The sequence below is a fragment of the Qipengyuania citrea genome, from assembly GCF_009828015.1.
Taxonomy (GTDB): domain Bacteria; phylum Pseudomonadota; class Alphaproteobacteria; order Sphingomonadales; family Sphingomonadaceae; genus Qipengyuania; species Qipengyuania citrea.
Map to the genome: position 1 here is coordinate 236,803 of NZ_WTYG01000003.1, position 26,349 is coordinate 263,151.

26 protein-coding genes are annotated in these 26,349 nt (G+C 65.6%); 7 read left to right on the plus strand and 19 right to left on the minus strand.

Translation table 11 applies throughout. The annotated features are described in order from the left end of the window. Nucleotides 1-46 precede the first annotated feature (46 nt). Complete coding sequence (locus GRI55_RS11260; protein ID WP_160767223.1) at nucleotides 47-2,272, minus strand: TonB-dependent receptor; 2,226 nt, start codon at nucleotides 2,270-2,272, stop codon at nucleotides 47-49. A gap of 267 nt (nucleotides 2,273-2,539) precedes the next feature. Between GRI55_RS11260 and purS the strand changes: the two genes are divergently transcribed. Together purS and purQ are read left to right on the plus strand one after the other, a co-directional pair. Further along, nucleotides 2,540-2,773: a phosphoribosylformylglycinamidine synthase subunit PurS gene (purS, locus tag GRI55_RS11265; protein WP_050599796.1), complete on the plus strand. Its 234-nt coding sequence runs from the start codon at nucleotides 2,540-2,542 to the stop codon at nucleotides 2,771-2,773. Next, on the plus strand, nucleotides 2,773-3,450 hold the full coding sequence (gene purQ / locus GRI55_RS11270) for a phosphoribosylformylglycinamidine synthase subunit PurQ (protein WP_160767224.1): 678 nt from the start codon (nucleotides 2,773-2,775) through the stop codon (nucleotides 3,448-3,450). Before purS ends, purQ begins: the two co-directional genes overlap by 1 nt. On the opposite strand, the gene GRI55_RS11275 is transcribed toward purQ, so the two are convergent. Both GRI55_RS11275 and glmS read right to left on the minus strand, forming a co-directional pair. After that, nucleotides 3,451-5,817 (minus strand): putative bifunctional diguanylate cyclase/phosphodiesterase, encoded by a 2,367-nt coding sequence (locus GRI55_RS11275; RefSeq protein ID WP_307019095.1) that lies wholly within the window; start codon nucleotides 5,815-5,817, stop codon nucleotides 3,451-3,453. It lies immediately after the preceding gene. A 79-nt stretch (nucleotides 5,818-5,896) separates the two neighbouring features. Then, nucleotides 5,897-7,720: a glutamine--fructose-6-phosphate transaminase (isomerizing) gene (gene glmS / locus GRI55_RS11280; protein WP_160767225.1), complete on the minus strand. Its 1,824-nt coding sequence runs from the start codon at nucleotides 7,718-7,720 to the stop codon at nucleotides 5,897-5,899. A gap of 256 nt (nucleotides 7,721-7,976) precedes the next feature. Here glmS and GRI55_RS11285 point away from each other — a divergent pair, with 256 nt between their 5' ends. Beyond that, entirely contained in the window at nucleotides 7,977-9,503 is a 1,527-nt protein-coding gene (locus tag GRI55_RS11285; RefSeq protein WP_050599799.1) for a CpaF family protein, read from the plus strand. Between the two features lie 51 nt (nucleotides 9,504-9,554). Here the strand turns inward: GRI55_RS11285 and GRI55_RS11290 are convergent, their stop codons facing one another. After that, nucleotides 9,555-9,785: a hypothetical protein gene (locus GRI55_RS11290; protein ID WP_063506533.1), complete on the minus strand. Its 231-nt coding sequence runs from the start codon at nucleotides 9,783-9,785 to the stop codon at nucleotides 9,555-9,557. Nucleotides 9,786-9,867: 82 nt separating this feature from the next. On the opposite strand from GRI55_RS11290, the gene GRI55_RS11295 reads away from it, so the two are divergent. Beyond that, complete coding sequence (locus tag GRI55_RS11295) at nucleotides 9,868-10,788, plus strand: DMT family transporter (RefSeq protein WP_050599801.1); 921 nt, start codon at nucleotides 9,868-9,870, stop codon at nucleotides 10,786-10,788. A gap of 52 nt (nucleotides 10,789-10,840) precedes the next feature. Further along, nucleotides 10,841-10,969 carry a hypothetical protein gene (locus GRI55_RS15165; RefSeq protein WP_255357748.1) on the plus strand — a complete coding sequence of 43 codons (129 nt, stop codon included), beginning with the start codon at nucleotides 10,841-10,843 and terminating at the stop codon, nucleotides 10,967-10,969. Nucleotides 10,970-11,097: 128 nt separating this feature from the next. On the opposite strand, the gene GRI55_RS11300 is transcribed toward GRI55_RS15165, so the two are convergent. Beyond that, nucleotides 11,098-11,595 (minus strand): lactoylglutathione lyase family protein, encoded by a 498-nt coding sequence (locus GRI55_RS11300; RefSeq protein WP_063511666.1) that lies wholly within the window; start codon nucleotides 11,593-11,595, stop codon nucleotides 11,098-11,100. A 93-nt stretch (nucleotides 11,596-11,688) separates the two neighbouring features. Between GRI55_RS11300 and GRI55_RS11305 the strand changes: the two genes are divergently transcribed. Beyond that, nucleotides 11,689-12,585, plus strand: a complete 897-nt coding sequence (locus tag GRI55_RS11305; protein WP_160767226.1) for a LysR family transcriptional regulator — start codon at nucleotides 11,689-11,691, stop codon at nucleotides 12,583-12,585. A 38-nt stretch (nucleotides 12,586-12,623) separates the two neighbouring features. On the opposite strand, the gene GRI55_RS11310 is transcribed toward GRI55_RS11305, so the two are convergent. The 14 genes from GRI55_RS11310 to GRI55_RS11375 all read right to left on the minus strand — a co-directional run bounded on the left by GRI55_RS11310 (nucleotide 12,624) and on the right by GRI55_RS11375 (nucleotide 24,734). Continuing rightward, nucleotides 12,624-13,217 carry a DUF938 domain-containing protein gene (locus tag GRI55_RS11310; RefSeq protein WP_160767227.1) on the minus strand — a complete coding sequence of 198 codons (594 nt, stop codon included), beginning with the start codon at nucleotides 13,215-13,217 and terminating at the stop codon, nucleotides 12,624-12,626. Then, complete coding sequence (locus GRI55_RS11315; RefSeq protein WP_160767228.1) at nucleotides 13,214-14,764, minus strand: fatty acid--CoA ligase; 1,551 nt, start codon at nucleotides 14,762-14,764, stop codon at nucleotides 13,214-13,216. Before GRI55_RS11315 ends, GRI55_RS11310 begins: the two co-directional genes overlap by 4 nt. 77 nt (nucleotides 14,765-14,841) lie before the next feature. Then, nucleotides 14,842-15,294 (minus strand): ABA4-like family protein, encoded by a 453-nt coding sequence (locus GRI55_RS11320; protein ID WP_050599806.1) that lies wholly within the window; start codon nucleotides 15,292-15,294, stop codon nucleotides 14,842-14,844. Continuing rightward, the gene (locus GRI55_RS11325; RefSeq protein ID WP_160767229.1) at nucleotides 15,294-15,998 is read right to left on the minus strand and encodes an NAD(P)H-binding protein; all 705 of its coding nucleotides are present in this window, start codon (nucleotides 15,996-15,998) and stop codon (nucleotides 15,294-15,296) included. The genes GRI55_RS11320 and GRI55_RS11325 overlap by 1 nt, the downstream gene beginning before the upstream one ends. Continuing rightward, nucleotides 15,991-17,151, minus strand: a complete 1,161-nt coding sequence (locus GRI55_RS11330; RefSeq protein ID WP_160767230.1) for a deoxyguanosinetriphosphate triphosphohydrolase — start codon at nucleotides 17,149-17,151, stop codon at nucleotides 15,991-15,993. Before GRI55_RS11330 ends, GRI55_RS11325 begins: the two co-directional genes overlap by 8 nt. 113 nt (nucleotides 17,152-17,264) lie before the next feature. Beyond that, nucleotides 17,265-17,954, minus strand: a complete 690-nt coding sequence (locus tag GRI55_RS11335; protein WP_050599809.1) for an aspartate/glutamate racemase family protein — start codon at nucleotides 17,952-17,954, stop codon at nucleotides 17,265-17,267. 74 nt (nucleotides 17,955-18,028) lie between these two features. Continuing rightward, nucleotides 18,029-19,009 carry an alpha/beta fold hydrolase gene (locus tag GRI55_RS11340; RefSeq protein WP_160767231.1) on the minus strand — a complete coding sequence of 327 codons (981 nt, stop codon included), beginning with the start codon at nucleotides 19,007-19,009 and terminating at the stop codon, nucleotides 18,029-18,031. Further along, nucleotides 19,006-20,022: an SO2930 family diheme c-type cytochrome gene (locus GRI55_RS11345; protein ID WP_160767232.1), complete on the minus strand. Its 1,017-nt coding sequence runs from the start codon at nucleotides 20,020-20,022 to the stop codon at nucleotides 19,006-19,008. Before GRI55_RS11345 ends, GRI55_RS11340 begins: the two co-directional genes overlap by 4 nt. Then, complete coding sequence (locus tag GRI55_RS11350) at nucleotides 20,019-21,212, minus strand: parallel beta-helix domain-containing protein (protein WP_063513205.1); 1,194 nt, start codon at nucleotides 21,210-21,212, stop codon at nucleotides 20,019-20,021. The genes GRI55_RS11345 and GRI55_RS11350 overlap by 4 nt, the downstream gene beginning before the upstream one ends. A 59-nt stretch (nucleotides 21,213-21,271) precedes the next feature. Beyond that, nucleotides 21,272-21,616, minus strand: coding sequence for a hypothetical protein (locus GRI55_RS11355; RefSeq protein WP_160767233.1), 345 nt, complete (start codon nucleotides 21,614-21,616; stop codon nucleotides 21,272-21,274). Between the two features lies 1 nt (nucleotide 21,617). Further along, entirely contained in the window at nucleotides 21,618-23,066 is a 1,449-nt protein-coding gene (locus GRI55_RS11360; protein ID WP_160767317.1) for an NAD(P)(+) transhydrogenase (Re/Si-specific) subunit beta, read from the minus strand. 98 nt (nucleotides 23,067-23,164) lie between these two features. Further along, the gene (locus GRI55_RS11365; protein WP_050599815.1) at nucleotides 23,165-23,449 is read right to left on the minus strand and encodes an NAD(P) transhydrogenase subunit alpha part 2; all 285 of its coding nucleotides are present in this window, start codon (nucleotides 23,447-23,449) and stop codon (nucleotides 23,165-23,167) included. A gap of 24 nt (nucleotides 23,450-23,473) precedes the next feature. Then, nucleotides 23,474-24,604: a Re/Si-specific NAD(P)(+) transhydrogenase subunit alpha gene (locus tag GRI55_RS11370; RefSeq protein ID WP_160767234.1), complete on the minus strand. Its 1,131-nt coding sequence runs from the start codon at nucleotides 24,602-24,604 to the stop codon at nucleotides 23,474-23,476. A gap of 4 nt (nucleotides 24,605-24,608) precedes the next feature. Next, complete coding sequence (locus tag GRI55_RS11375) at nucleotides 24,609-24,734, minus strand: aa3-type cytochrome c oxidase subunit IV (RefSeq protein WP_082835688.1); 126 nt, start codon at nucleotides 24,732-24,734, stop codon at nucleotides 24,609-24,611. 187 nt (nucleotides 24,735-24,921) lie between these two features. On the opposite strand from GRI55_RS11375, the gene GRI55_RS11380 reads away from it, so the two are divergent. Then, nucleotides 24,922-26,340, plus strand: coding sequence for a sigma-54-dependent transcriptional regulator (locus GRI55_RS11380; RefSeq protein WP_160767235.1), 1,419 nt, complete (start codon nucleotides 24,922-24,924; stop codon nucleotides 26,338-26,340). Nucleotides 26,341-26,349: the final 9 nt, after the last annotated feature.

Sequence of the window (26,349 nt, forward strand, 5' to 3'; positions counted from 1 at the left end):
GGGATCGCTTCCCCCCGGCCCTTTTCTGTCGGTCGTCCGTCGCCGCTCAGTAGCTGACGCGGGCCGAGATACCGAACACGCGCGGATCGTTGACGAAGGCGGTGTTGTTGTTGAAGTCGATGCCGCCCTTCACATTGTCGGCATCGAGAATGTTGCGCACGAAGGCGGCGACTTCGAAGGTCCCGTCGAGCTTGGCATAGCCGACGCGCAGCCCGCCCTCGATCTGGTTGTTGGTGTTGAACTCGGCGCTTTCGTAGATGAAGATGTTCGTCTTGCCCTGGTAGGCCCAGTCGGTGAAGGCGAAGATCTCGCCCGAATTGCCCACCGGAACGGCGTAGCGGGCGGTCACGTCGGCGATCCATTCGGGCGCATTGGGGAACGGATTGCCGTCCACCAGCGCGCGGGTGTTGCCCGACAGGACCACGGTCGGGTCGGTCACGGTGCACTGGAAACAGATGCCCACGGCGAGCGTATCGTCCTGGATCTCGGTGTTGTTCCAGCTGACGCCTGCAGTGACGAGGAAATCGGGCGTGATCTGGAAGGCGCTGTCCAGTTCGAAGCCGTAGCCGCGGCCCTGGTCGGCATTGACCAGCTGCACGAGGTTGCCCGCACCACCGACCGCAGTGAACTGCGGATCGTCGATGGTGTAGTAATAGACCGCGCCGTTCAGACGCACGCTGCGGCCCGCGAATTCGGACTTGAACCCGGCTTCGTAGCTCATGATCTTTTCCGAGGTCGCGATCGACGGTGCCGAACCGAAGGCCACGTCGCGGCCCTGGATGGTCGGCGCGCGGAAACCGCTCGCCACGCGCGCGTAGACGCTGGCGTCGGCGCCGACATCGTAGAATGCCGCGAGATCCCAGCTGATGCGCTCGTCCTTGACGCTGCGTTCCTGCGCACCCGGGCCCGAGATGAATGAGGTCTGCGTCACTGCGAACGCCTTCTCGTCCTCGGTATAGCGCAGGCCGCCGGTCAGCTTGAGCGCGGGGGTGATTTCACCCGTCACCTGGCCGAATACCGCCCAGCTCTCGTTGGTGTGGTTGACGGTCACGGGCGGCGGGAAATCGAAGCCGATCGTGGTGACATCGAATTCGCTGTCGAAATAGAAGCCGCCGACCTGCCATTGCACCGGGCCATTCGAAGCCGACGCGATGCGGACTTCCTGCGTGAACTGCTCGAGATCGATCGAATCCTGCGTGTCGCTGGGAAACGGGATGAAGCCCGGACCGGTGACGAGGTTGCCCCCGTCGATATCGCCGCGGCTGCGGCCTTCGCTGTTGGCCCAGCTGGTGATGCTGGTGAAGGTCGCGAAATCGGCTTCGTAATCGACCTTGGCAGTCGCGATCTCGGCCTTGTAGGCGGCATCGTTGCGCCCGCCGGCATCGTAGAACACGGTGTCGCGATCGTAATTTTCGTTCAGCTCGTTGTCGCCCGGGCCGAGGATGTTGGCGCGGAACAGCGTCGACTGGCCGTCGAGGTCGCGGATCGAGTAACTGCCGAGGATCGAGAGGCGATCGCCAGGGGTGATCAGCAGCTGCGCACGGCCCGCCACTTCGCTGTAGGCGCCATAGGCGTCCTCTTCACCGGTGAAACCGTTGTCGACCCAGTTGTCGCGCTGCTGCCACAGGCCCGAAAGGCGCAGCGACACCACCCCGGGTGCGAGCGGTAGTGTCACGCCGCCATCGGCCGAGATGCTGTTGAAGCTGCCGTAGCTGACCGAACCGTCGACCGCGAACTCATCGCCCGGCTTGACCGTATCGATCTTGACGATGCCGGCGGGCGTGTTGCGGCCAAACAGCGTGCCCTGCGGGCCGCGCAGCACTTCGATGCGCTCGACATCGAAGATCGGGAAGGACTTGAGCGTGACGTTCTCCATCACGACATCGTCCATCACCACGGAGACCGGCTGCGATGCGGCGAGATCGAAATCGGTGTTGCCGAGACCGCGGATGTAGAAGCGCGGTGCGGCGCGGCCGTTCGAGCTTTCGACGAACAGGCCCGGCACGCGCGCAGCGAGCGCGGTGATTTCGGCACCGGCATCGAAGATCGTGCGCACGGTGTCGGCATCGAGCGTGGCGGCCGAGACTGCGACGTCCTGCAGGTTTTCCTCGCGCCGGTTGGCGGTCACGATGATGGTGTTGAGCTGGCCGTCGGCAGCTTCTTCGGCATCGGAGGCATCGGCCTCCTGCGCCAGGGCCGGCTGCGCGGCGAAGGCTGCCACAGCGAGAGTGCTCGCCCCGATGAAGCGGGCGGCGGTGGAACGAATGGTCATGTCGTGGGGGATTCCTGCTTGAGCGCGTCCAGAGTCGGGCACGCATTTGGAGGGGAGCGGCATCGTCGCCGTGGCCGCGCCATAGCAGATCGCGCGGCATCCGGGGGCATCACCGCCGCCAATGCGGCAGAATCATTACCGTTGTTGCAATTGCGCTACAACCGTCACCGATTAGCCACTGCGCCGGCCATGACCCGGCACCCCGCAGCCTACTTGAATGCCGGCAGAGCCTGCGCCATAGGCGCGCCAACACGAAAGGCCTGCTCGATGAAAATCCGCGTCCATGTCTCGCTCAAGCCCGGCGTTCTCGATCCGCAGGGTCGCGCCGTCCACCACGCCCTCGAAGGGCTTGGTTTCGAGGGCGTTGAAGATGTCCGCGTGGGGCGGTCGATCGAACTCGACGTGGCCGACAATACCAGCGACGCGGCGCTGACCGATATGTGCGAGAAGCTGCTCGCCAATACGGTAATCGAAAACTACCGCATCGAGAAGGTCGGCTGATGCCCCCGCGCGCCGCCGTCATCACTTTCCCCGGTTCCAATTGCGACCGCGACATGGCGGTGGCGATCGAGCGTGTGACGGGCACCGCGCCGCTGCGGGTCTGGCACGCCGATGCCGAACTGCCCGAGCGGCTCGATTTCATCGCGCTGCCCGGCGGCTTCTCCTATGGCGACTACCTGCGTTCGGGCGCGATGGCGGCGAACAGCCCGGTCATGCGCGGAGTCAAGCAACAGGCCGAACGCGGTGTGCCCGTGCTGGGCGTCTGCAACGGCTTCCAGGTGCTCACCGAAGCCGGCCTGCTGCCCGGCGCGCTGATGCGCAATGCAAGCCAGAACTTCATCTGCCGGACCGTCCCGCTGAAGGTCGAGAACAGCACTTCCCTGTTCACCGCGGGCTTTGCCAGCGGCCAGACCATCGACATTCCCGTGGCGCATCACGACGGCAATTACTTTGCCGACGAGGATACGCTCGACCGGCTCGAAGGCGAAGGCCGCGTTGCCTTCCGCTATGTCGAGAACTGCAACGGCTCGCGGCGCGACATTGCCGGCGTGCTCAACGCTGCGGGGAATGTCCTGGGAATGATGCCGCACCCCGAACGCGCCGTCGATCCGGCACATGGCGGAACCGACGGGCTGGCGCTGTTCGAAAACGCGCTCCGCTCGCTCGCGGACGCCTGATCAGGCGCTTTCGGCGCGCGGGCTTCCCGTCTGGCGGGCCATAACGTCGAGGACGTCGCTGGCCGGCATCGGGCGTCCGAAGTGGTAGCCCTGGATCTTGGTACAGCCCAGCTCGCGGATCATCTGCGCTTCTTCGTCGTTCTCGACGCCCTCCGCCGTCGTAGTCATGCCGAGGCTGTCCGCCATGGCGACGACCGCGCGGATGATCGCCAGCGATTCGGGGCTTTGCTGCGCGGCCCCCTGCACGAACGAGCGGTCGACCTTGATGGTCGAGAACTTGAGCCGGCGCAGATAGCCGAGCGAGGAATAGCCGGTGCCGAAATCGTCGAGCGCGATCGAGCATCCCAGCGCCATGCACCGTTCCAGCGCCTCGCGCGCAATGCTGGCATCGCGCAGGAAGATGCTTTCGGTGACTTCGATCTCGAGCCGCTTGGCGTTGAGCCCGCTTTGCGACAGCGCGCGTACCACCGAGGCGACGAAATCGGTTTCGAGCAATTGCTCGGGTGAAACATTGACGTTGACCCGCACGTGTTCGGGCCAGTTCTCGGCCGCTTCGAGGCAGGCGCGTTCCATCACCCAAGTGCCGATCGGGACGATCAGGCGGGTATCTTCGGCCAGCGGAATGAACTTGGCCGGGCTGACGAAACCGTGTTCGGGGCTGTTCCAGCGGATGAGCGCTTCGAAGCTGACCACTTCCTCGGTCGTCGCATCGACCACCGGCTGGTAATGCAGCACGAATTCGTCGCGTGCGAGTGCATGGCGGAGCGAGTTTTCGAGCAGGCGTCGCTCTTCGGCATTCGCATGCAGCGCGGGTTCGAATTCGCGGTGGGCCCCGCCGCCTTCGTCCTTTGCGCGGTACAGCGCGAGATCGGCGTTGCGCAGCAATTCCTCCACCGTCCGGCCATCGCGCGGGCCGATCGCCGATCCGACGCTGGCGCCGACGTAGAGCGTGTGGTTTTCGATCTGGTAGGGTTCGGACAGGCGCTGGATGATTTCGCGCGCCAGCGTGTCGATCCGGCTGCGGTCGCTCGTTTCGCGCAGGACTACGGCGAATTCATCGCCGCCTAGCCGGCCGCAGGTTTCGCCGTCGCGGACCAGCGCTTTCAGCCGCGACGCGACTTCCGCCAGCATCCGGTCGCCGACCAGGTGGCCGAGCGAATCGTTGATGCCCTTGAAGCGGTCGAGGTCGATCATCAGCAGCGCGCAGCGCGAGCGCCATGCCGCCGCATGCTCGAGCGCTTCGCCCAGCGCCTCATTCAGCATCCGCCGATTGGGCAGGTGCGTCAGCGTGTCGTAGCGCGCGAGGTAGGCGATCTTTTCCGACGATTCGCGCTGTTCGGTGATATCCGACCCGACACCGCGGAAACCCTGGTAGCGGCCCCGGTCGTCGACGATCGGCGTGCCCGAAAGCTCCCACCAGCGCTGCTGCCCGCCGATCGTGACCTTGACTTCGAGATTTGAGAAATTCTGGCGCCGTTTGAGCTTGTCGGCCAGGTCGTGTAGGCTTTGCGGAAAGCGTCCGGTCTGCCAGCAATCGCCCGAAATCAGCTGGAGGAACGACCCCCCTTCGATTTCCGCCGGTTCGCGTCCGAGGGCAAAGGCAAAACGCGGCGAGACGGACCTGAGCCGGCGGCCGGTATCGACCTGCCACAGCCAGTCGGCCTGACCTTCCTCGAATTCGCGCAGCAGCATCGAGACCACTTCGCTCTTTTCCTGCATCGCCGCTTCTGCCAGCCGCACCGCTACCGATACGCGCGCGCTTTCGATCACGCCGAACACGGCGAGCAGCGTGGACAGGACAACCACGGTCGCAAGGATCGGGTGGAAATCGATCAGGCTGGCGATGAGGCCGCCGACACCTGCCGCAAGCGCGAAGGTTATCGAACTGAGCGGCGCGCCATAGCGGCTGGCGCTGCTGGCCAGAACCAGCATTGCCGCGATCGCCCAGGCCAGCAGGGTATCGCCGAGCTGGCCATAGACCGCGCACAGGATGAGACCGACCGACCACATCGCGCCCTTCGCGGCAGTCGTTAACGCATGCGATTCCATTTCGGTGACCGAGATCGAACGGCTGTCGGCATCGCCCAGGCGAATATCGGCCCGCGCCGAATAGAGCACCGCCGAGATCAGGCCCAGACCCCAAGCTGCCAGCGCGGCAACCGGGACGGTCTGATAAACGGTAAACACGACGAGCGCGAAGCTGACCAGGTGCAGCAGCACCCGCGCGACAACGCGGTCCTTGAGGACGGCATATTGCTGGCCGTGAACCAGCGACCAGTTGGTGCCCTCGGGCGTTTCGAACCCGATGGCTTGCCTGATCGACAGCGACGCCGCTTTTGCTTTCTGTGTTGTTGCCTGGTCGGTCACCGCAGCACGGTTAACGGGAAAGTCTTAGCTCCCGGTAAAGGCCTCTAGCGAAATCCGCGCAGACAGCGAATTGCCGGGCCTATTCGACGGTTACCGACTTCGCCAGATTGCGCGGCTGATCGACATCCGTACCTTTGACGCAGGCGACGTGATAGGCAAGCAATTGCACCGGGATCGTATAGACCAGCGGCGCGATCAGCGGATGGACCTTGGGCATCTCGATCGTGGCGAGGCATCCCTCGCCCGCCTGCTCGAGCCCATCGGCGTCGGAAATCAGCACCACCTGCCCGCCGCGCGCGCGCACTTCTTCCATGTTCGAAACAGTCTTTTCGAACAGGGGCCCGGACGGTGCCAGAACGATTACCGGCACCTTGTCGTCGATCAGCGCGATCGGCCCGTGCTTCATCTCGCCACTGGCATAGCCTTCGGCATGGATATAGCTGATTTCCTTGAGCTTCAGCGCACCTTCCAAAGCAAGTGCATAGTCGGGTCCGCGCCCCAGATAGAGCACGTCGCGGGCTGGCGCGATCAGATGCGCCATGCTGGCGATATCATCATCGTGATCGAGCGCGGCGTTGAGCGCGGCCGGGGCTTCGAGCAGGTGGCCGACCACCTCCTGCTCTTCCTCGCGGCTCATCAGCCCCTTGGTGACCGCCATATGCGCCGCCAGGGCGGCAAGCACGGCCAGCTGGCAGCTGAAGGCCTTGGTCGAGGCAACGCCGATTTCGGGCCCGGCGTGCGTCGGCAGCAGCAGGTCCGCCTCGCGCGCCATCGAACTGGTGGGTACGTTGACGATCACCGCGATGGTCTGGCCGTTCTCCTTGCAGTGCCGCAGCGCCGCCAGCGTGTCGGCGGTTTCGCCGCTTTGCGAGATGAACAGCGCCAGACCGCCTTCTTCGAGGACCGGTTCGCGATAGCGGAATTCGGAGGCGACATCGATGTCCACAGGGACACGCGCGAATTGCTCGAACCAGTATTTGGCGACCATTCCGGCATAGAAGGACGTGCCGCAGGCCACGATGGTGACGCGCTTGATCTGCGACAGGTCGAAATCGAACTGTGGCAGCGCGACCGAATTGTCCGACTGGCGCAGGTAGGATCCGAGCGTCTGCGCGACCACGGTCGGCTGCTCGAAGATCTCCTTCTGCATGAAGTGGCGGTAATTGCCCTTCTCGACAGCTGCGGCCGAGGCGCCCGAGGTCTGGATCTCGCGTTCGACCGGCTGGTCTTCGGCATCGTGGATTTCAGCGGCTTCGCGGGTGACGACCACCCAGTCGCCTTCCTCGAGATAGCTGATCTGCTGCGTCAGCGGCGCCAGCGCCAGCGCGTCGGAACCGATATAGGTTTCGCCGTCGCCATAGCCGACCACCAGCGGTGACCCGCGGCGGGCGCCGATCAGCATGCCGGGATGGTCGCGAAAGGCGATCGCCAGCGCGAAGGCGCCGCGCAGGCGCGGCAGGACCTGCGCCACGGCCTCGCGCGGGCTGCTGCCGTTCTCGATTTCGCGCGAGACGAGATGGACCACAACCTCGCTGTCGGTGTCGCTTTCCAGCGTCCGGCCGTCTGCCTGCAATTCGGCGCGCAGTTCCTTGAAGTTCTCGATGATCCCGTTGTGCACCAGCGCGACGCGATCGGTTGCATGCGGGTGTGCGTTCTGCGCGGTCGGAGCGCCATGCGTGGCCCAGCGCGTATGCGCGATCCCCATGTCGCCGGGGGCGGGATTGGCAGCGAGTTCGGCGACGAGGTTGTTCAGCTTGCCTTCCGCGCGGCGGCGGATCAGCTTGCCATCGTCGAGCGTACACACGCCGGCGCTGTCATAGCCGCGGTATTCCATGCGGCGCAGGCCGTCGACCAGCCGGTCGGCGACCGGCTCCGAACTCACGATACCGATAATTCCGCACATTAACTCAATTCTCCGCACTTGCTTGCGGCGAGACTTAGCGGTTCTCGTCCAGCAATCAATCTTTGCGCGTTCGGCCACGCGCATCCGGGCGAAACGCGCGTTTTCGCAGCGCTTTGGGCATGGCGCGCATGCGCAGCCGGGCATTAGCGTTTAATCAAGGTTTCCAGCCTATTTACCCTGTTTCGAGAGACGAGCTTTGTCATATCCGGACAAGGTTCACCCAACCAATCAAGTATTTCCTCGGGGGTTTTCGGCAATGAGCGCATTCGGACGGAAAAACGGGCCGGCAGGGATCAATGCCGGTGCACGTCCGCAATTCGGAGTCGCCAAGCCCATGCGCGGCGGCACTCCGACGCCGTCCCCGAAATCGCCCGAACCCGACGATGGCGGCGAACAGTTTCCGCCGCTGCCGACCGACGCGCCCGAAGCCGCGGCACCCGCCTCCGCGAACGGCGATGCGATGTCGCGCCTCGCGGAGCGGATGAACACGACCCATTCGGGCCAGAGCGAGGTCGGCGGTTTCGAAGCCAGCGTCCACAAGATCAAGGAGCAGGTGCTCCCGCGCCTGCTCGAACGCGTGGATCCCGAAGCTGCCGCCACGCTGACAAAGGATGAACTGTCGGAGGAATTCCGCCCGATCATCATGGAAGTGCTGGCCGAATTGAAGGTCACGCTGAACCGGCGCGAGCAGTTCGCGCTCGAGAAGGTGCTGGTCGACGAATTGCTCGGTTTCGGCCCGCTGGAGGAATTGCTCAACGATCCCGATGTCTCGGACATCATGGTCAACGGCCCCGACCAGACCTATATCGAGAAGAACGGCAAGCTCGTCATCGCGCCGATCAAGTTCCGCGACGAGACGCATCTGTTCCAGATCGCGCAGCGCATCGTCAACCAGGTTGGCCGCCGCGTCGACCAGACAACGCCGCTTGCCGACGCCCGCCTCAAAGACGGTTCGCGTGTGAACGTGATCGTTCCGCCGCTGTCGCTGCGCGGCACTGCGATCTCCATTCGTAAGTTCTCCGAGAAACCGATCACCCTCGACATGCTCAAGGAATTCGGTTCGATGTCGGAAAAGATGTGCACCGCGCTGAAGATCGCGGGCGCATGCCGGATGAACATCGTCATCTCGGGCGGTACCGGTTCGGGTAAGACGACCATGCTCAACGCGCTGTCGAAGATGATCGACCCGGGCGAGCGCGTGCTGACTATCGAAGACGCCGCCGAACTCCGCCTGCAACAGCCGCACTGGCTGCCGCTCGAAACGCGCCCCCCCAACCTTGAGGGCCAGGGCGCGATCACCATCGGCGATCTCGTCAAGAACGCCCTGCGTATGCGGCCCGACCGCATCATCCTGGGCGAAATTCGCGGCGCGGAATGTTTCGATCTGCTTGCCGCGATGAACACGGGCCACGACGGTTCGATGTGTACGCTGCACGCCAACAGCCCGCGCGAATGCCTTGGCCGTATGGAAAACATGATCCTGATGGGCGACATCAAGATCCCCAAGGAAGCCATCAGCCGCCAGATCGCCGAAAGCGTCGATATCATCGTCCAGGTCAAGCGCCTGCGCGACGGTTCGCGCCGGACGACCAACATCACCGAAGTGATCGGGATGGAAGGCGACGTGATCGTGACGCAGGAACTGTTCAAGTTCGAATATCTCGACGAGGGCGAAGACGGCAAGATCATGGGCGAATACCGCTCGTCGGGCCTGCGCCCCTATACGCTCGAAAAAGCGCGCCAGTTCGGCTTCGACCAAGCCTATCTCGAGGCGTGCCTTTAAGGAGCTTCGCGAATTGACTAGCGCCTTCGGCCGCGAAGATGACGCCTGCAGCTAGCCCTGCAGGATCGCCGGCACCGCGGCCGCCAGCAATCCGCCACCGATGACCGCCAGGGCGAGGAACAGTCCGGTCCACGGCATCCAGCCAACGCGGTTGAGTTCGGCCCGCTTCATCCGCCGCCGTTCCATCAGCAGGCAAGCAAGCGCTGCGGCTATGCAGGCCGCGCCCCAGTAGGCGGCCAGTTCGGCATCGCTTGCGAACAGCAGGAATTCGGGTTCTTTCACAGTGCGGGCATATGGGCCGGCCGGGCGGCGGCTTCAATCTCCCGCTTGCACTGAGCCATGGCTGCTCTATCCGCCACAGGCGATGCAGCCCGAAAGCGATCATCCCCATCACCGCCCGCTGCTCGCGCTGGGACTGCGCCTGGCGGCGGCGCTGGTGCTGGCCGGACTGCTCGCTTGCGTAAAGCTCGCCAGCGAACGCGGCATCCACCTCGCGGAGATCATGTTCTGGCGGCAATTGCCGACCATTCCGATCCTGCTGGGATGGTTCGCGCTGCGGCGGCAACTCGGCACGCTCAAGACCGCGCGGATGGGATCGCACCTGCGCCGTTCGGGTTTCGGCATGGTCGGCATGACGATGAACTTCGGCGCGGCCACGCTGCTGCCGCTCGCGGTTGCCACCACGCTCAACTACAGCTCGGCGATCTTTGCCGTTGTGCTGTCGGCGCTGGTGCTGCGCGAACCGACCGGGGTCTGGCGCTGGAGCGCGGTGGCGCTGGGCTTCACCGGCGTCGTCGTGATCGCACAGCCATGGGGCGGCGAACTGCCATTGCTGGGGGCCGCGATCGCGCTCGGTGCCGCGCTGATGATCGCGCTGATTTCGGTCCAGCTGCGCGATCTCGGGCGCACCGAACACCCCTTTACCATCGTCTTCTACTTCTCGCTCTTCTCGGTGCCCGTGCTCGCGCTGGCGATGCCGTTCGTCGGCCAGGCGCATCCGCTGGAGGACTGGCTGCTCCTGCTCGCCTGCGGCGTCATCGGCCTGCTGGGACAGGTCCTGCTGACTGCGGCACTGCGCTACGGCATGGTCGCGAATGTCATCGTCATGGATTATTCGGGCCTCGTCTGGGCCACGCTGTTCGGCTGGCTGGTCTTCAGCAATCTGCCGCCCGCCTCGTTCTGGATCGGCGCGCCGCTGGTCGTCGGGGCCGGACTGCTGATCGCCTGGCGCGAACACCGGCTGGGCCTTGCGCGCCGGGCGCTGGCGGAACCGAAGGAAGCATGACCCGTTGAACCTGTCGCACCCCGCGTTGGGAGCCCTTTGGGAAGGAACGACGATGACCAAGAAAATTCTGCTTGCCCTCGGCATCACCACGATGACGCTGACCGCCGCCGCCTGCAACACCGTGCGCGGTGCGGGCGACGACCTGCAATCCGCCGCCAACACGGTCGACGACGCCACCTGAGGCGCAAGCAAAGCCCCACACGAAAACGCCCGCCCCACCGGCGGGCGTTTTCATATCCAGCCGCAGCGGCAGGTGGGACCAGCGCCAGGAAAGGCGGGGCGGTGTGACCGCCCCGCCCGCTATCCTACTCAGGAATAGGCGCCTTCCGAATAGGTCAGTTCGTAGCTGTGGCTGTAGACTTCGAAGACGATGCCGAAGGGGTCTTCGACATAGCACATGCGATAGGGTTTCTCGCCCGGGTAATATTCGCGGACCGGCATGCGCTGCTTGCCGCCGGCGGCGACGATCTTTTCGACCAGTCCTTCGACATCGGGATCCTGCACGCAGAAGTGGAACGTCCCGTGGCGCTTGTGGTCCAGATTGTCGTCAGGGGCGTAGTTTTCGGGAAATTCGAATATCTCGATGCCCACGCGGTCGGCCGTGGCCAGATGCGCGATCTTGAGCGACTTCCAATCGGGGCCGAACACATCGGTGCACATGACGCCGATCGGACTGTCATCCTCGAACACCTCGGTCGGTTCCATGATGGTATAGAGACCGAGAACTTCGGTGTAGAATGCGACCGCGGCGTCCAGGTCGGGGACCGACAGACCGATATGCGAGAAGGCCTTGGGGGATACGTTCATGGGGGATCCTTTCGATCGTTGGCCCGACCGATATCGCCCCAGCGCCCCAGAATTAGAAATTATTATCTCTCATAGATATGATAATACAGAATTATGAGAGAACTCAATTCGCTATGGCTGAAGTCCTTCACCGTGCTGTGCGAGGAACGTCATTTCACGCGCGCGGCCGAGCGGCTCAACATGACCCAGCCGGGCATGTCGCAGCATATCGCCAAGCTCGAGCAGCAATTGGGCGTGCCGCTTGTCGAACGCGACGCGCCGGGTTTCGCACTTACCGATGCGGGCGAGAAGACGCTCGCCATGGCGCGCATGCGGTGGCGCGAGGAACGCGACTTCCTCGACAGTCTCGATGGTGACGATGAAGATCGCGGCACGATCAGCGTGGCGAGTTCGGGCAGTTTCGCAATGCTGCTCTATCCCGCACTGATGGACTGGATGGCTCAGGCGCCCGGCATTTCCGCCCGCCTCACGGCAGCGCCGGAGGACAGCATTGTCGCAGGAGTGCTGTCGGGCAGCTACGATGTCGGCGTGATAGCGGGGGCCCCGCGCCATCCCCGGCTGGCCGCGGAATATCTGGGCGCCGAACCGCTCGATCTGATCCTGCCGCGTGAATGGGCCGGGCGCCTGCCCGGTTTCGACCAGTTGCAGTCGCTCGGCTTTATCCGGCACCCGGATGCCGCGGCCTATGCCGATGCGGTGCTGGGGGCGAACTTCGCCAAGGACTATCGCGGTACGGACCGGCTGCAGGTGCGCAGCTTCGTCAACCAGATCGGGCAGATCCCCGAACCGGTTGCCAGGGGCCTCGGTTATGCGATCCTGCCTCGCAGCGGGATTCTCGCTTACCCGGCGCGGGAAAAACTGGCGACCGCGCAGTTTGCGCAGCCCAGCTTCCTCGAACTGCATCTGGTGGAATTGAAGCGAAGGCGCCGCTCCGCACGAATTGAAAAGCTGGCGGGCTTGATCCGGAAAGAGGCGGGAAAGCTCGCCTGACGCGCGCTCGGCTATCCAGCGCCACCTTCCCCCCGCGCTCAGTCGCGGCGATAGACCAGCACCAGATTGTTCGCGGGCATGGCGCAGCGCGCCGTGCGGGTCATGCCGTGACCGGCAGCGAGCCGGTCGAGATCGGCGGTCGAGCGCAGGCCCCAGGCCGGGTCGCGCTGGCGCAGCGACTGGTCGAAGGCATGGTTGGAAGCCGCGGTCTCGACATCCGGCTCGACAAAGGGGCCGTAGAGCACGAGCGGCGCGCCGGATCCCAGCACGCGCCCCGCCCCCGCAAACAGCCCGACCGCCGCGTCCCACGGGCTGATATGCACCATGTTCACGCACAGCAGCGCATCAGCACTCACGATCGGCCAATCGGGCGCTGCAGCGTCGAGCGCGGTCGCCGGACGCAGGTTGGCCAGCCGCGCTTCCGCCGCCCAGGCATCGACCGAGGCCAGCGCCTCGGCATCGCGATCGCTCGGCTGCCAGTCGAGCGCGGGAAAGCGGCGTGCCATGAACACCGCGTGCTCGCCGCTGCCGCTGGCGATCTCGAGCACGGTCCCGCTGGCGGGCAGCTCGCGCGCCAGCACTTCGGCCAGCGGCTGCGAATTGCGCGCGGTAGCGGGCGCGTGGCGTTTCAATTGACCTGCCTGTCGCGCCCTTCCCAGAACGGCGCACGCAATTCGCGGCGCAGGATCTTGCCGCTGGGGTTGCGCGGCATCGCATCGATCACCTCGACCGTCTTGGGGACCTTGAACCCGGCCAGCCGCTCGCGCGTGAAGGCGATGATGTCATCGGGATCGACCGTGGTCCCCGGCTTGGGCACCACGCAGGCCTTGACCGCTTCGCCCCAGGTTTCGTCGGGCACGCCGATCACCGCCACCTCGCTCACGGCCGGATGACCGTAGATCGCGCTTTCGACCTGCGCGGGGTAGACGTTCTCGCCGCCCGAGATGATCATGTCCTTGATCCGGTCCTGGATATAGACGTAGCCGTCCTCGTCCATATAGGCGGCATCGCCGGTGTGCATCCAGCCGTCCTTCAGCGCGCCGCGCGTGGCATCGGGCAGGTTCCAGTACCCGATCATGTTCGACGGGCTCTTGCAGATCAGTTCGCCCACTTCACCGCAGGGCAGTTCGCCGCCGTCCTCGCCGATCACCTTGAGCTCCGCACCCGGTACGGCCTTGCCCGCACTGCGCATGCGCTGGTTGCCGTCGAGCGCGTGATCCTCGGGTGGGAGCATGGCAATGGTGCCGGTCGTCTCGGTCATGCCGTAGCATTGCAGGAAGCCTGCGCCGGGAATGGTCTGGACCGCCTCGCGCAGCAGGTCGAGCGGGATCGGCGCGGCGCCATACATGACGTATTTGACCGCCGACATGTCGGTGTCTTTCGCCCGCGGATGCTGCACCACCATTTGCAGCGCGGCAGGCACGATGAACAGCCGCGTGATGCCCTGTTCGAACGCATCGAGCACCCCTTCGGGAGTAAACTCGGCCTGCACGATGGCGCGGATGCCGGCAGCGATCGCCATGATCCCCAGCCCGGTCCCGCCGATATGCGCGCAGGGCATGCAGATGAGGATCGCCTCGTCCTCGTCCCAGCTCGACCACGGCTGCGCCGCTTCCTCGGCGGGCAGGCGCAGCGAGAACAGATTGGCGTTGGTCAGCACCGCGCCCTTGGGATTGCCCGTTGTGCCTGAGGTATAGAGCTGCAGCACGGCATCGTCGGCCCCGGCGGCGGCGAAATCGCCCGGCTGGGCAGCGGCGATCTCGGCCCTGGCGGTCGGCGTGTCGACGATCGGCGGCGCGGCATCCATCTGGCCGCAGGCCTTGTCCGCCAGTTCGCCGAACCCCTCGTCGATGAACAGCAGCTTCGCGCCGGTGTCGCCGAGGATATAGGCGATTTCGGGAGCGGCGAGACGCCAGCCGATCGGCACCATGACGATCCCCAGCCGCGCGGCCGAATAGAACAGTTCGAAATAGTGGCGCGCGTTCTTGCCCAGCCAGGCGATCCGGTCGCCTTTTTCCAGTCCGCGCGCGCGGAGCATAGCCACGATCTTGCGCGAACGATCCTCGAGCTCGGCAAAGGTCAGCGCGCTGCCTTCCTGCTCGAGCGCGACCTGATCGGGTTTTTCCTTCGCCCAGTGCCTGATGAGCTCATCGAAGGTGAGCTTTTCGTGTTCTGCCATAGATCCTCTCCGCTGTTTTCAGCAGTTGGGGTCATCATGGCAGATGGGTTGCGTTGCGCAACCCGATTCGCCGCGTCCTATTGCCAGCGCCCGCCGGCCCGCGCCCGCCGCTCGCGGATGGCCAGCCACAGCAACAGTCCCAGCGGCCCCGCCATGAAGGTGGCGAACAGGATCGGCGCCTGGATCCAGCGCGAAAAGCCTTTCGCATCCGCATCGCGCGCGATCCACAATCCGGCGAACATGTCGAAAGCGAGATAGTGGATCCATCCGATCGTCGCCCCGCCGTCGCTGGCGAAGATGCCGCGGACGCCTTCGATGCTGGTGAAATCGGCGGGCGCATCGCCGCCGCCCGCAGCGAGTGCGCCGGTCAGGATACCGATCAGTCCGGCGCTATAGGCCAGGCACAGCAGACCCACGCCGGCATAGAGCACCGCTGCGAGCAATGCGGGCCAGCGCGGCAAGAGGATAAGCCCCGCCCACATCACCATGGCGAGCAGGTTTGCCGTACCGAATACCGTTTCCCATGTCATCACAGCGCCTCACGTCCCAGTTGCGGCAGCGTCCGGGCGGCGGCCCGGATCGCGTCATTGTCATGTACGAACCGGCCGCGCGCCGCGCGTTTGGCCAGCGCCAGCGCAGCCTGCGCGACGATCTCGGCCTTGATCCCGCGATACTGGCGCAGCCTGCCGTGCAATAGCAGATTTGCCAAGGGCGCAGCAGCGATCCCCAACCGCTCGGCAGGCCGCCGGTCTTCCTCCGCACGCGTGCCGCGCAGCAGGCCGGGACGCAGGATATCGAGTCGCGCGAAACCGACCTTCGCCAGTTCGCGCTCGGTCTCGCCCTTCACGCGGAGGTAGAAGGCCCGGGCGTGCGGATCGGCGCCGACCGAACTGACATGGACGAAACGTGCGACCCCGAGGCGCTGCGCGGTCCGCGCGGTGTCCATCACCAGATCGCGATCGACCGCGCGAAACGCGGCCTCGTCGGCACCGGCCTTCTTCCACGTCGTGCCCACCGCGCAAATGATCGCGGTCGGCCTGACCGCTTCGATCACGTCGCCCCAATTGGCGGGATCGGCGACGAACAGTTCCATCTGGATACCGCGCGGCAATTGCGTCTCGCGCCGGGCAATCCCGGTCAGGCGCACATCCTCGCGCCCCACGCATTGCGCCATCACCCCCGCGCCGATCAGCCCGGTGGCCCCGATGAGGCCGATCCGCACCGCGTCAGACATTGCTGAGCCCTTCGGGCATGCTGCCATAGATGCGGGCGCATTGGGTGATGGCGAAGCGATCGGTCATCCCGGCGATGAAATCGGCGATATGGCGGCTGCGCTGCGGTTCGCTTTCGGGCAGGCTCACACGCCATTCCTCGGGCATGGTGGCCGGATCCCGGTGGTAGGCGGCGAACAGGCGCGAGATGACGTCATGCGCGCGCCGGGCCGTTTCCATCTGTTCCTCGTGGTAATACAGCCGGTCGTACATGAAGCGCTTGAGCACGCGTTCATGCTCGCGCATCGCGGGCGAGAAAGCCGCCAGCTGGCGCCCTGCCGCGCGGACTTCGGCGGCGCTGCCGACGCCCTTCACCTGCTCGCGCGTATGCATCAGCAGGTCGGTGACCATCAGCCCGATCTGCGTGCGCACCAGTTCGCGCAGTTGCCGGTCGCGCGGGGCGTGGGGAAAGCGTTTCTCGACCGCGCGCCACTGGTCGGCCAGCCAGTCGAGCGCGAGCAGGTCGTCGAGATCGAGGAAGCCCGCGCGCAGGCCATCGTCGATATCGTGATTGTCATAGGCGATATCGTCGGCAATCGCAGCGACCTGCGCCTCGAGCGAGGGCCAGGTCGACAGCTCGAGCGGGAAAGCCCGGTCGATTTCTTCCAGGGCCCAGCCCGGCGCGGACACGGGCCCATTGTGCTTGGCCAGACCCTCAAGCGTTTCCCAGGTCAGATTGAGCCCGTCGTGGTCGCAATAGGGGCTTTCCAGCCGCGCCAGCGTGCGCAGGCCATGGGCATTGTGATCGTAACCGCCCGCGCCGACCATCGCTTCCTCGAGCGCGGTCTCTCCGGCATGGCCGAAGGGCGGGTGCCCGATGTCGTGCCCCAGGCAGATCGCCTCGGTGAGGTCTTCGTCCAGGCCCAGCTCGCGCGCCAGCACGCGGCCGATCTGCGCGACCTCGATGCTGTGTGTCAGCCGGGTGCGGTAGTGGTCGCCATCGGGCGCGATGAACACCTGCGTCTTCGAGCGCAGGCGGCGGAAGGCGATCGAGTGGACGATCCGGTCGCGGTCGCGCTGGAATTCGCTGCGCGGCCCGCGCGTCCCTTCGCGTTCCTCGGGGAATTCACGGCCGCGGCTGGCGGCGGGATCGGAAGCGTAGGGAGCTCTGTGCATGCGCGCAGAGGCTTAGGTGTTCGCCCGCGGGGCGACAACGTGAACGAAATGCGAACCCGCGGGGTTTTCGGCAGAATGTGCGAGCGCGGAGCCGGGGCCCCGCGCGGGCGCTGTCAGCCGAGGATCCAGTCGGCCGCGGCGCGGCAGTGGATATCGGTGGAATCGTACACCGGCAGGACATTGGCATCGGTATCGACCACCAGTTCCAGCTCGGTACAGGCCAGCACGATCGCCTGGGCCCCCTGCTTTTCCTTCATCGTGATGACCGTCTTGAGTGCGCGTTCGGCATCGCGGGTGACGCGGCCCAGCATCAATTCCTTGTAGATGATCCCGTCGACCAGTTCGACATCGCCCGGATCGGGGGGCAGCAGGTCGACCCCGTGCCCGACCAGCCGCTGGCGATAGAAGCTTTCGGTCATCACGAAGCGCGTGCCGAGCAGCGCCGCGCTCTTGCAGTCGGCGTCTTCCATCGCCTGCCCCACCGCATCGGCGATATGCAGCACCGGGATCGACACGCCTTCGGTCAGCCGGTCGTACACCTTGTGCATGGCATTGGCCGCGACGACGAGCGCTTCGGCCCCGGCGCTTTCCAGCCGACGTCCGGATTCGATCAGCGTCGCCGCGATCGCATCCCAGTCGTCGGCATTTTTCGCCGCCGCAATGGGTGCGTAATCAAGGCTTTCGATGAGCAGCGGCGGACTGGCCATCGGCGCCGACCGCTTCTGCACGAACTTGTTGATGCGTTCGTAATAGGCGCGGGTCGAGATCCAGCTCATACCCCCGATAATGCCGAGCTTGCGCAAGCGTCTGTCCCTTTTTCACCCTGATAACCAGCGACCGCGGTTGGCCCGCGTATCGAGGGCTTACAACGGGCGGGTCATACGCCGGTTCCGTCTTGCGGCGTATCTCGCGAAGACAGCGTCCGGGCAAGCCATTGTTGCAGATCGGCAGCGCTGCGCTCGGGGGCTTCTTCCATCGGCAGGTGGCCGATCCCGGGATAGGCGGCCAGCGTCGCATCGGGCAGGTGATCCATGTACCAGCCCGCCGCTTCGTAGGGGATCAGCTTGTCCTCTTCGCCCCACATGACCAGCGTCGGCACATCGGTTTGGGCAACCTGCTCGGCCGAGAAGGCGCTGCGCGGGGTCGAGAAACGCGCGCGCGTGGCATCGCGGTTGCCGGGGTAGCGCGCCAGTTCCCAGTAGCGGTCAACCGCTTCACCGGTGACGATCTTCTGGTTGGAGACGCTTTGCGACAGGCTGCGTTCGACCAGCGAGCGCGGCAGGACCTGGCTCATCACGCTGCCCACGCCGGGCATTGCAGCCAGCTTGAAGGCGATATTGCCATCGGCATCGCGCTCGATCGGGGCCCCGCTGGCATCGACGAGGACGAGCCCGTCGAGCCGCTCCGGACTGGCGATGGCATATTGCATGGCGATCGCACCGCCCATCGAATTGCCCGCAAGCACGAACCGCTCGACCCCCAGAGCATCGACGACCGCATCGATATCGCCGGCAAAGGCTTCGATGCTGTAGTCGGCATCGGCAGCGGGGCCGGTCAGCCCGTGACCGCGCTGGTCGAACCGGACCACGCGGAAATCCGCGCTCAGCGCATCGGTCCATGCCTGCCACGTATGCAGATCGGCGTTGGATCCGTGCAGCAGTACGATAGCGGGTGCATCGCGCGGGCCTTCGTCGCGGACATGGACCTGCCGGCCATCCCCGACCGCGAGCATGCGCGACGGGGCGGCCCCGTATTTCGCCTGCATTTCGGCCGGGTCGGTGTCGGGCACGCGCAGGATGAAGAACGCGGCCAGAAGGACGAGCGCCAGAGCGCCCAGAATGCGCCAGAACCATTTCACGGTGCCATCTCCTCGATCCAGCGGCGCACGATGGTGAGTCCTTCTTCATCAACCGTCGCCTTGCCCAGTTCGGGCATCGCCACGCCGGGTTCCGGGCTTGCCATGCGATAGGTGAGGATCGACGCGTCGGGCGATCCGGGCACGATATCGAACAGATGGCCACCCGCCCCGCGCCCGGCCGCCACGGGTCGCTTGCCGATCCCCAGCGCCTCGGGTGCCTGCTGCTCCCACCTCAGGTCGAGCCCGCTGTTCGAGGCGGTCGCGCCGGGCTGATGGCAATGCGCGCAGTTCACTTCGAGATAGGCGCGCGCAGCGGCGGTCAGCGGCGCGCTTTCACGCGCCTCCCACAGTGGCAACTGGTCGGCATCCTGCGGCATGGTATCGAGATGCCCGTCCGCGACCATCCGGCTCAACCAGGCGTGCGACAGATTACGCGCCTTGGGGCCTATGGGCACCACTTCACCGCTCAGCCCGTGACATTCCTTGCACTGGTTCTTGTTGGGGACGCGGTAACTGATCGCCTGCCCTGCCGGAGTGGTCAGGGCGATCCGCGCGCCGACCACTGCCAGCTGCGCATCGGTCTGCGCCTCGTTCCACAGATAGGGCAACGCCAGCCAGCCGTCGGCGCGGTGCAGCAGCACGCGTGTTTCGATCAGCCGCCGTTCGCTGCCCTCGCCGAAGGCAAAGGTCTTGATCAGCGCCGTACCCACCGGCAGATCGAGCAGGCCTTCACCCTGCGCGCCGAACTGCGTGCCCGCTGCGCGGTAGACAAACCGCAGTTTCTCAGCGCCATCGGAATAGAGCGGCGTGTTCAGGCGATATGGATGGACCCCGGCCACGGGCAACTGCGCGCCTGCGTCGTCGAAGAACCCGTAGTCCGACAGCAGCCGCGGCATGCCATCGCCCATGATCGCGGCATCGTTGACGGCTGCCTGCTGCGGCGGGGCCGCCCGCGCGATCATCGCGCCCGAGAGCGCTGCGACCGCACAGGCAAGCCATCCGAAGGATTTCATCCGCCAAGCCTTTGTTCGAGCGCTGCGGGCGCACCGATGCCGCTCCGGTCGAATGGCTGGCCGGGCGTGCCCACAGCCAGCGGACCGGGCTGCGCCGCGCCGAGGCCCTTGCCCGCTTCGGTCAGGTTGAGGTTCCACCCCGCGGTCCCTTCGACCGCCGAAAGCGAACCGAGGCCATCCCACAGCACCGGCGGCAGTTCGCCGCCGAAGGCCGCCAGCAGCATGTCCGCACCCTCAAGCTGCGGATCGTAGCCGCCGCCGTCATAGCGGTTTTCGCCCACCACCACGTCGCGCGGCAGCGGATTGTACCGCTCGTCCTCGAACTCCTGCGTGTAGGCGATGACCATGATCGGCGCGGTCGGATTGCGCGACAGGATGTTATCTTCGATCAGCACCTTGTCGTTGGCCATCACCATGATCCCGGTGCCGCGCCGCACGCCCGCGACGATATTGCCCGGCGGCGCGAAATTGGGCGTGTCGTTGGCGATCACCAGATTGTTGGCGACGATTACATTGCCGCCGCCCATCACCGGCAGATTGGGCAGGTCGAACACCAGGATCCCGCCGGTGTTGCGCGTGGCGACATTGTGTTCGACCAGCGCGTTGCGGCTGTTCTCGATCTCGATCCCGGCGACATTGGCCTCGGCAATCGAATTGCGCACGGTGATGTTGTGCGACTGGCCGACATAGATGCCCGCATCCGATGCGCCGGTGACCTTGACGCCATCGACCAGCACGCCGTCGCTTTCAACCGGATAGACGCCATAGGCGCCGTTTTCGGGATGGGGACCGCGCGTCCAGGTCACGCGGATGCGGTGATAGACGATATTGTCCGCGCCCTTGGATTTCACCCCGTCGCCCTTCGGGTTCTCGAGCGCGAAATCGCGCAGCGTCACGCCGTCGCTGGTCACCAGCAGCCCTTCGCCCGCGCCCTGCTGCGTAGTGAAATCGAGCACGGTGCCGTCCATTCCTGCGCCGCGTACGGTCACATCGTCGACATCGAGGCTGAGACCATCGGTCAGCGTATAGCGGCCCGCAGCGAGCACGATCTCGTCACCCGGTTCGGCAAGGATCAGCGCTTCCTGCAGGGCTTCCTGCGCGCCGTCCCCCGGCACGATAGAATGCGTGGCGGCAATGGCCGGCGCCGCGCCTGCAAGCAGCGCGGCGGCGATCGACAGTCTGATGGTCATGAGTCTCTCCCTTGCAACCCATTGTGCCGCAAGGGACGGCGATTGCAAGCGGGTGCGGTTCAGCCCCGTGCGAAGGCGCAGACCGCGGCTGAACTCGCGGCAACCTCGAGCACTTCGCCATCGTCCACGCGCCGGACGCGTTCGAGGAATTCGGCAATGCTCAGCGGTATGGCGCGTTCGCCTTCCTGCGCCCGCAGGTTTTCCAGCTTGCGCAGCTGGAGCACCGACAGCCGCTGCGCCATGCGCTCGGCCATGCACCCGGCCATAGGCTGCGGCAGGCCGCGTGCGACGAATTCATCCTCCAGCCGGCCCTCCGCGGTATCCTGCAATCCGCCGCCGATGGTCGCCCACAGGGCGACCCCGCCAACGGCCAGCAGCGCGAGAACGATCAGGATGCGTTTCACCTCAGTCGAGCGCCTTCACGATTTCCTCGACCATCTTCTTCGCATCGGACAGCAGCATCATCGTCTGATCCATGTAGAAGACGTCGTTATCGACCCCGGCATAACCGACGCCGCCCATGCTGCGCTTGATGAAGAAGACCTGCCGGGCCTTGTCCACGTCGAACACGGGCATGCCGTAGATGGGCGAGGACTTATCGGTTTTCGCCGCCGGATTGACCACGTCGTTGGCACCGATGATGAAGGCGACATCGGCCTGCGCGAACTCGCTGTTGATGTCCTCCAGCTCGAACACCTTGTCGTAATCGACCGATGCTTCGGCGAGCAGCACGTTCATGTGCCCGGGCATGCGGCCCGCGACTGGGTGGATCGCGAACTTCACCTCGACACCCTTTTCCTCGAGGATATCGGTCATCTCGCGCAGCGCGTGCTGCGCCTGCGCCACCGCCATGCCGTAGCCGGGGATGATGATGACCTTCTCCGCCTGTTCGAGCATGAAGGCCGCATCCGCCGCGCTGCCCTGCTTGTAGGGGCGCTGTTCGCGCGGTTCGCCGCCTGCCGCCCCGCCGTCCTCCGCGCCGAAGCCGCCCGCGATCACGCTGAGGAAGCTGCGATTCATCGCGCGGCACATGATGTAACTGAGGATCGCGCCCGAAGAGCCCACCAACGCGCCGGTGATGATCATCGCGCTGTTGCCCAGCGTGAAGCCCATCGCCGCCGCGGCCCAGCCCGAATAGCTGTTCAGCATCGACACCACGACCGGCATGTCCGCCCCGCCGATGGGGATGATCAGCAGGAAGCCGATCAGGAAGGCGAGCACGGTCAGCGCAACGATCAGCGGCAGCGTTTCCGCCGGGCCGGTCGCCATGGCGAACAGCGCGGTGAGCACGACGATCGCCGCCAGCGTGCCCAGATTGATGACATGGCGCGCAGGCAGCAGGATCGGCGAACCGCTCATCCGGCCCGACAGCTTGGCAAAGGCGATGACCGAGCCGGAAAAGGTAATCGCGCCGATGGCGATGCCGAGGCCCATCTCGACCTTGGAGACCGCGCCGATCCCGCCATCTGTGGTCAGCAGGCCGAACGCGCCCGGATTGAGATAGGCCGCCCAGCCCACCAGCACGGCGGCAAGGCCGACGAGCGAGTGGAAGGCGGCGACCAGCTCGGGCATCGCGGTCATGGCGATGCGGCGGGCTATGAGGAAGCCGACCAATCCGCCGATCGCGATGGCGATGGCGATCTCGACGATATTGGCGATATCGTGCGTCACCAGCGTCGTCGCCACCGCGATGAGCATGCCCGCCATGCCGAAGCGGTTGCCCGTCCGGCTGGTCGAGGGCGACGAGAGGCCGCGCAGCGCGAGGATGAAGAATACGCCCGCGACGAGATAGGCGAGCGCGACCCACGGGTTCACCGCTTCACCGGTCGCCGCGTGGGCGGGGGTGGCCCACATCGTCATCCCAGCGAAAGCTGGGATCGCTGCCCAATTGGCGCGGAACGTGCCGAGAGAGATCCCAGCTTTCGCTGGGATGACGGGGTTGAAGGAGAACATCACTTCTTCTCCTTCTTCTTGTACATGGCAAGCATGCGTTCGGTCACGGCAAAGCCGCCGAAAATGTTCACGCTGGCGAGCACCACACCTGCCAGCCCCAGCCATTTGGCAACCGCGCTGCCCGCCTCGGCGCTGGCGATGAGCGCGCCGACGATGATCACCGAGGAGATCGCATTTGTGACCGCCATCAGCGGCGTGTGCAGCGCGGGCGTCACAGACCAGACCACGTAATAGCCGACGAAACACGCCAGCACGAAGATCGACAGGATCGAAATGAAGTCCATGTGCGGCCCCTCCCCGGGCCCGGATTACGCGGGGGTCAGTCTCTCGTTCACGACCTTGCCGCCCTGCGTCAGCCGCACGGCGTCGCCGATCTCCTCGTCGAGCACGGGCCTGCCGGCCTCCTCGTCCCAGAAGGCGGACAGGAAGTTGTAGAGATTGCGCGCGAACAGCGCTGAGGCATCGGCTGCCAGGTGTCCGGCAGTGTTCGAATAGCCGACGATCTTGACCCCGTGCTTCTCGACCACCTCGTCGGGACGTGAGCCTTCGACATTGCCGCCCTGCGCCACAGCGAGGTCGAAAATGACGCTGCCGGGCTTCATGCTCGCGACCTGCGCATCCGAGATCAGCCGCGGCGCGGGCCTGCCCGGGATCAGCGCAGTGGTTATGACGATATCCTGCTTGGCGATATGGCTGGAGACCAGCTCTGCCTGCGCGGCCTTGTACTCGTCGCTCATCTCGGTGGCATAGCCGCCCGAGCCCTCGCCTTCGATGCCCGCGACATTCTCGACGAAGATCGGCTTGGCGCCGAGCGACTGGATCTGCTCTTTCGTCGCCGACCGGACATCGGTGGCGGAGACCTGCGCGCCAAGCCGCTTGGCTGTCGCGATCGCCTGCAGGCCCGCCACGCCCACGCCCATCACGAACACCTTCGCCGCCTGCACGGTGCCGGCGGCGGTCATCATCATCGGAAAGGCACGGCCATACACATTGGCCGCAGTCAGCACTGCCTTGTAGCCGGCGAGATTCGACTGGCTGGAGAGGACATCCATGCTCTGCGCGCGGGTGATGCGCGGCATGAATTCCATGCTCAGCGCTTCGAGGCGTGCTGAAGCATAGGCCTCGACCAGCTCGCCGTTGCGGAAGGGATCGAAGGTGGCCGCGACCCAGGCACCCGGCTTCGCACCCGCCAGCGCGGACGGGTCGGGAGCCTGAACGCCGAGCACGATGTCGGCATCCTTCACCATCTGTGCAGCGGGGCCGACTTCGGCCCCAGCCTCGCGGTACGCCTCGTCGGTCACGGAGGCGCCGGAGCCGGCACCTTCCTCGACAGCGACTATGGCCCCGAGCGCGGCGAACTTCTTCGCCGTTTCGGGTGTCAGCGCGACCCGGCTTTCGCCCGGCGCGCGCTCTCTCAGAACCGCGATGCGTAGCGCCATCCGGTTATTCGGCGATCAGGATGACGACGATCAGCGTGATTACAGCAATCAGCGGGACGGACCATTTGAGCATGCTGATAAACGAACCGTAGGTCCGGTTGTGCGCCTTGTGGTCGTTGGCGGATTCCATGATGCGATTTCCCTGTGTGGAATTGATATCGCGGCGGGTCTATCGCGGAGGTGCGCGCTGCTCAAGCCCCGCTGTTTGCGCGTCCCCGGCGGGACAGGCTTAATCGCCTCTTTACGCTATCGGGGTAATGGGCTTTCACGCGGACGTGCTTCAGGCCCGCATGTCCCTGGGGAGAATGGCGAGAGATATGGCGACACAGCGATCGCGCCTCTTGATGCTGATCGACGACGAGCCGGCCCAGGGCCGGCTGGTGTCGGCGCTTGCCGCGCGCGAAGGATGGCGTACGCTGACCGTGGCGACAGGCGAAGACGCGCTCGAAATGCTGGCATCGCCGGGCGGCGGCGAAGTGACCGCCATCCTGCTCGACCAGTGGGTGCCGGGCGACCAGGCGTGCGAACTGATCCGCGAACTGCGCGCGGCGCGCCCCGATGTCCCCCTCCTGATGCTGACGGCCAACACCTCGCCGCTGCTGGCAGTCGAAGCCATGCGCGCGGGCGCGACCGACTATCTCATCAAGCCGGTCGATCCCGACCGCCTGCTCGCTGCGCTGGCCGATGCCACCTATGGCGCGCGGCCCAACGCCGAGTTGCAGCCGCTGGCCGAGAAGCTGCCCCACCCGGTCGATTTCGACGGCATGGTCGGCACCGCCGCCCCGTTCCGGACCGCGCTGGCCAAGGCGGCGACTGCGGCGCGCGGCCATGCGCATGTGCTGGTCGAAGGCGAAAGCGGTACCGGCAAGGACATGGTCGCCCGCGCGATGCTCGCCGCCAGCACCCGCGCGAAGGCGGAGCTGCGCGTGGTGCGCTGCGGCGGCCTGCCGTCAGCATCGCTCGAATCGCTGCTGTTCGGCCACGAGCAGGGCGCTTTCGCGGGCGCTTTCGACCGCCAGAGCGGACTGATCGAACAATGCGACGGCGGCACGCTGATCCTCGACGATGTCGACCGCATTCCTGAAGAACAGCAGAACCGTCTTGCCGAAGTGCTGGCCACCGGGATCGTCCGCCCGACCGGCGCCGCGCATGGCTTCAAGATCGACCTGCGCGTCTTTGCCACCAGCGATCACGTGCTCGAGGACCGCGTGGCCGCGGGCCAGTTCTCGCAGGCGCTGTTCGACCAGCTGTCGGCCACGCGGATCAGCATGCCGCCCCTGCGCGAGCGGCTGGGCGACATCCCCGCGCTGACCCGCTATTTCCTCGCCAAGTTCGGCGAACAGCCCGGGCTCAAGCACCATTCGATCGCCGACAGCGCGCTGAGCCTGCTCGAAGGCTACGACTGGCCCGGCAATGTCCGCCAGCTGCAGGCCGCGCTGTTCCGTGCCTGCGTGTTCGAACAGCGCGAGGCGCTGACCGCGCACAGCTTCCCGCAGCTGGCCGAGATGCTGGGTGACGAGGTCGACCGCGGCGAAAGCCGGGCACGCGGCCTTGGCCTGTTGCTCTATACCGACGACGGCAACGTCCGCCCGCTGGAAGAGATCGAGGCCGACATCATCCGCCTCGCCATCGGCCATTACCGCGGGCGGATGACCGAGGTCGCGCGCCGGCTCGGCATCGGCCGCTCGACGCTCTACCGCAAGCTCAGCGAACTCGGCATCGACAGCGCCGCCTGAGCGGACTAG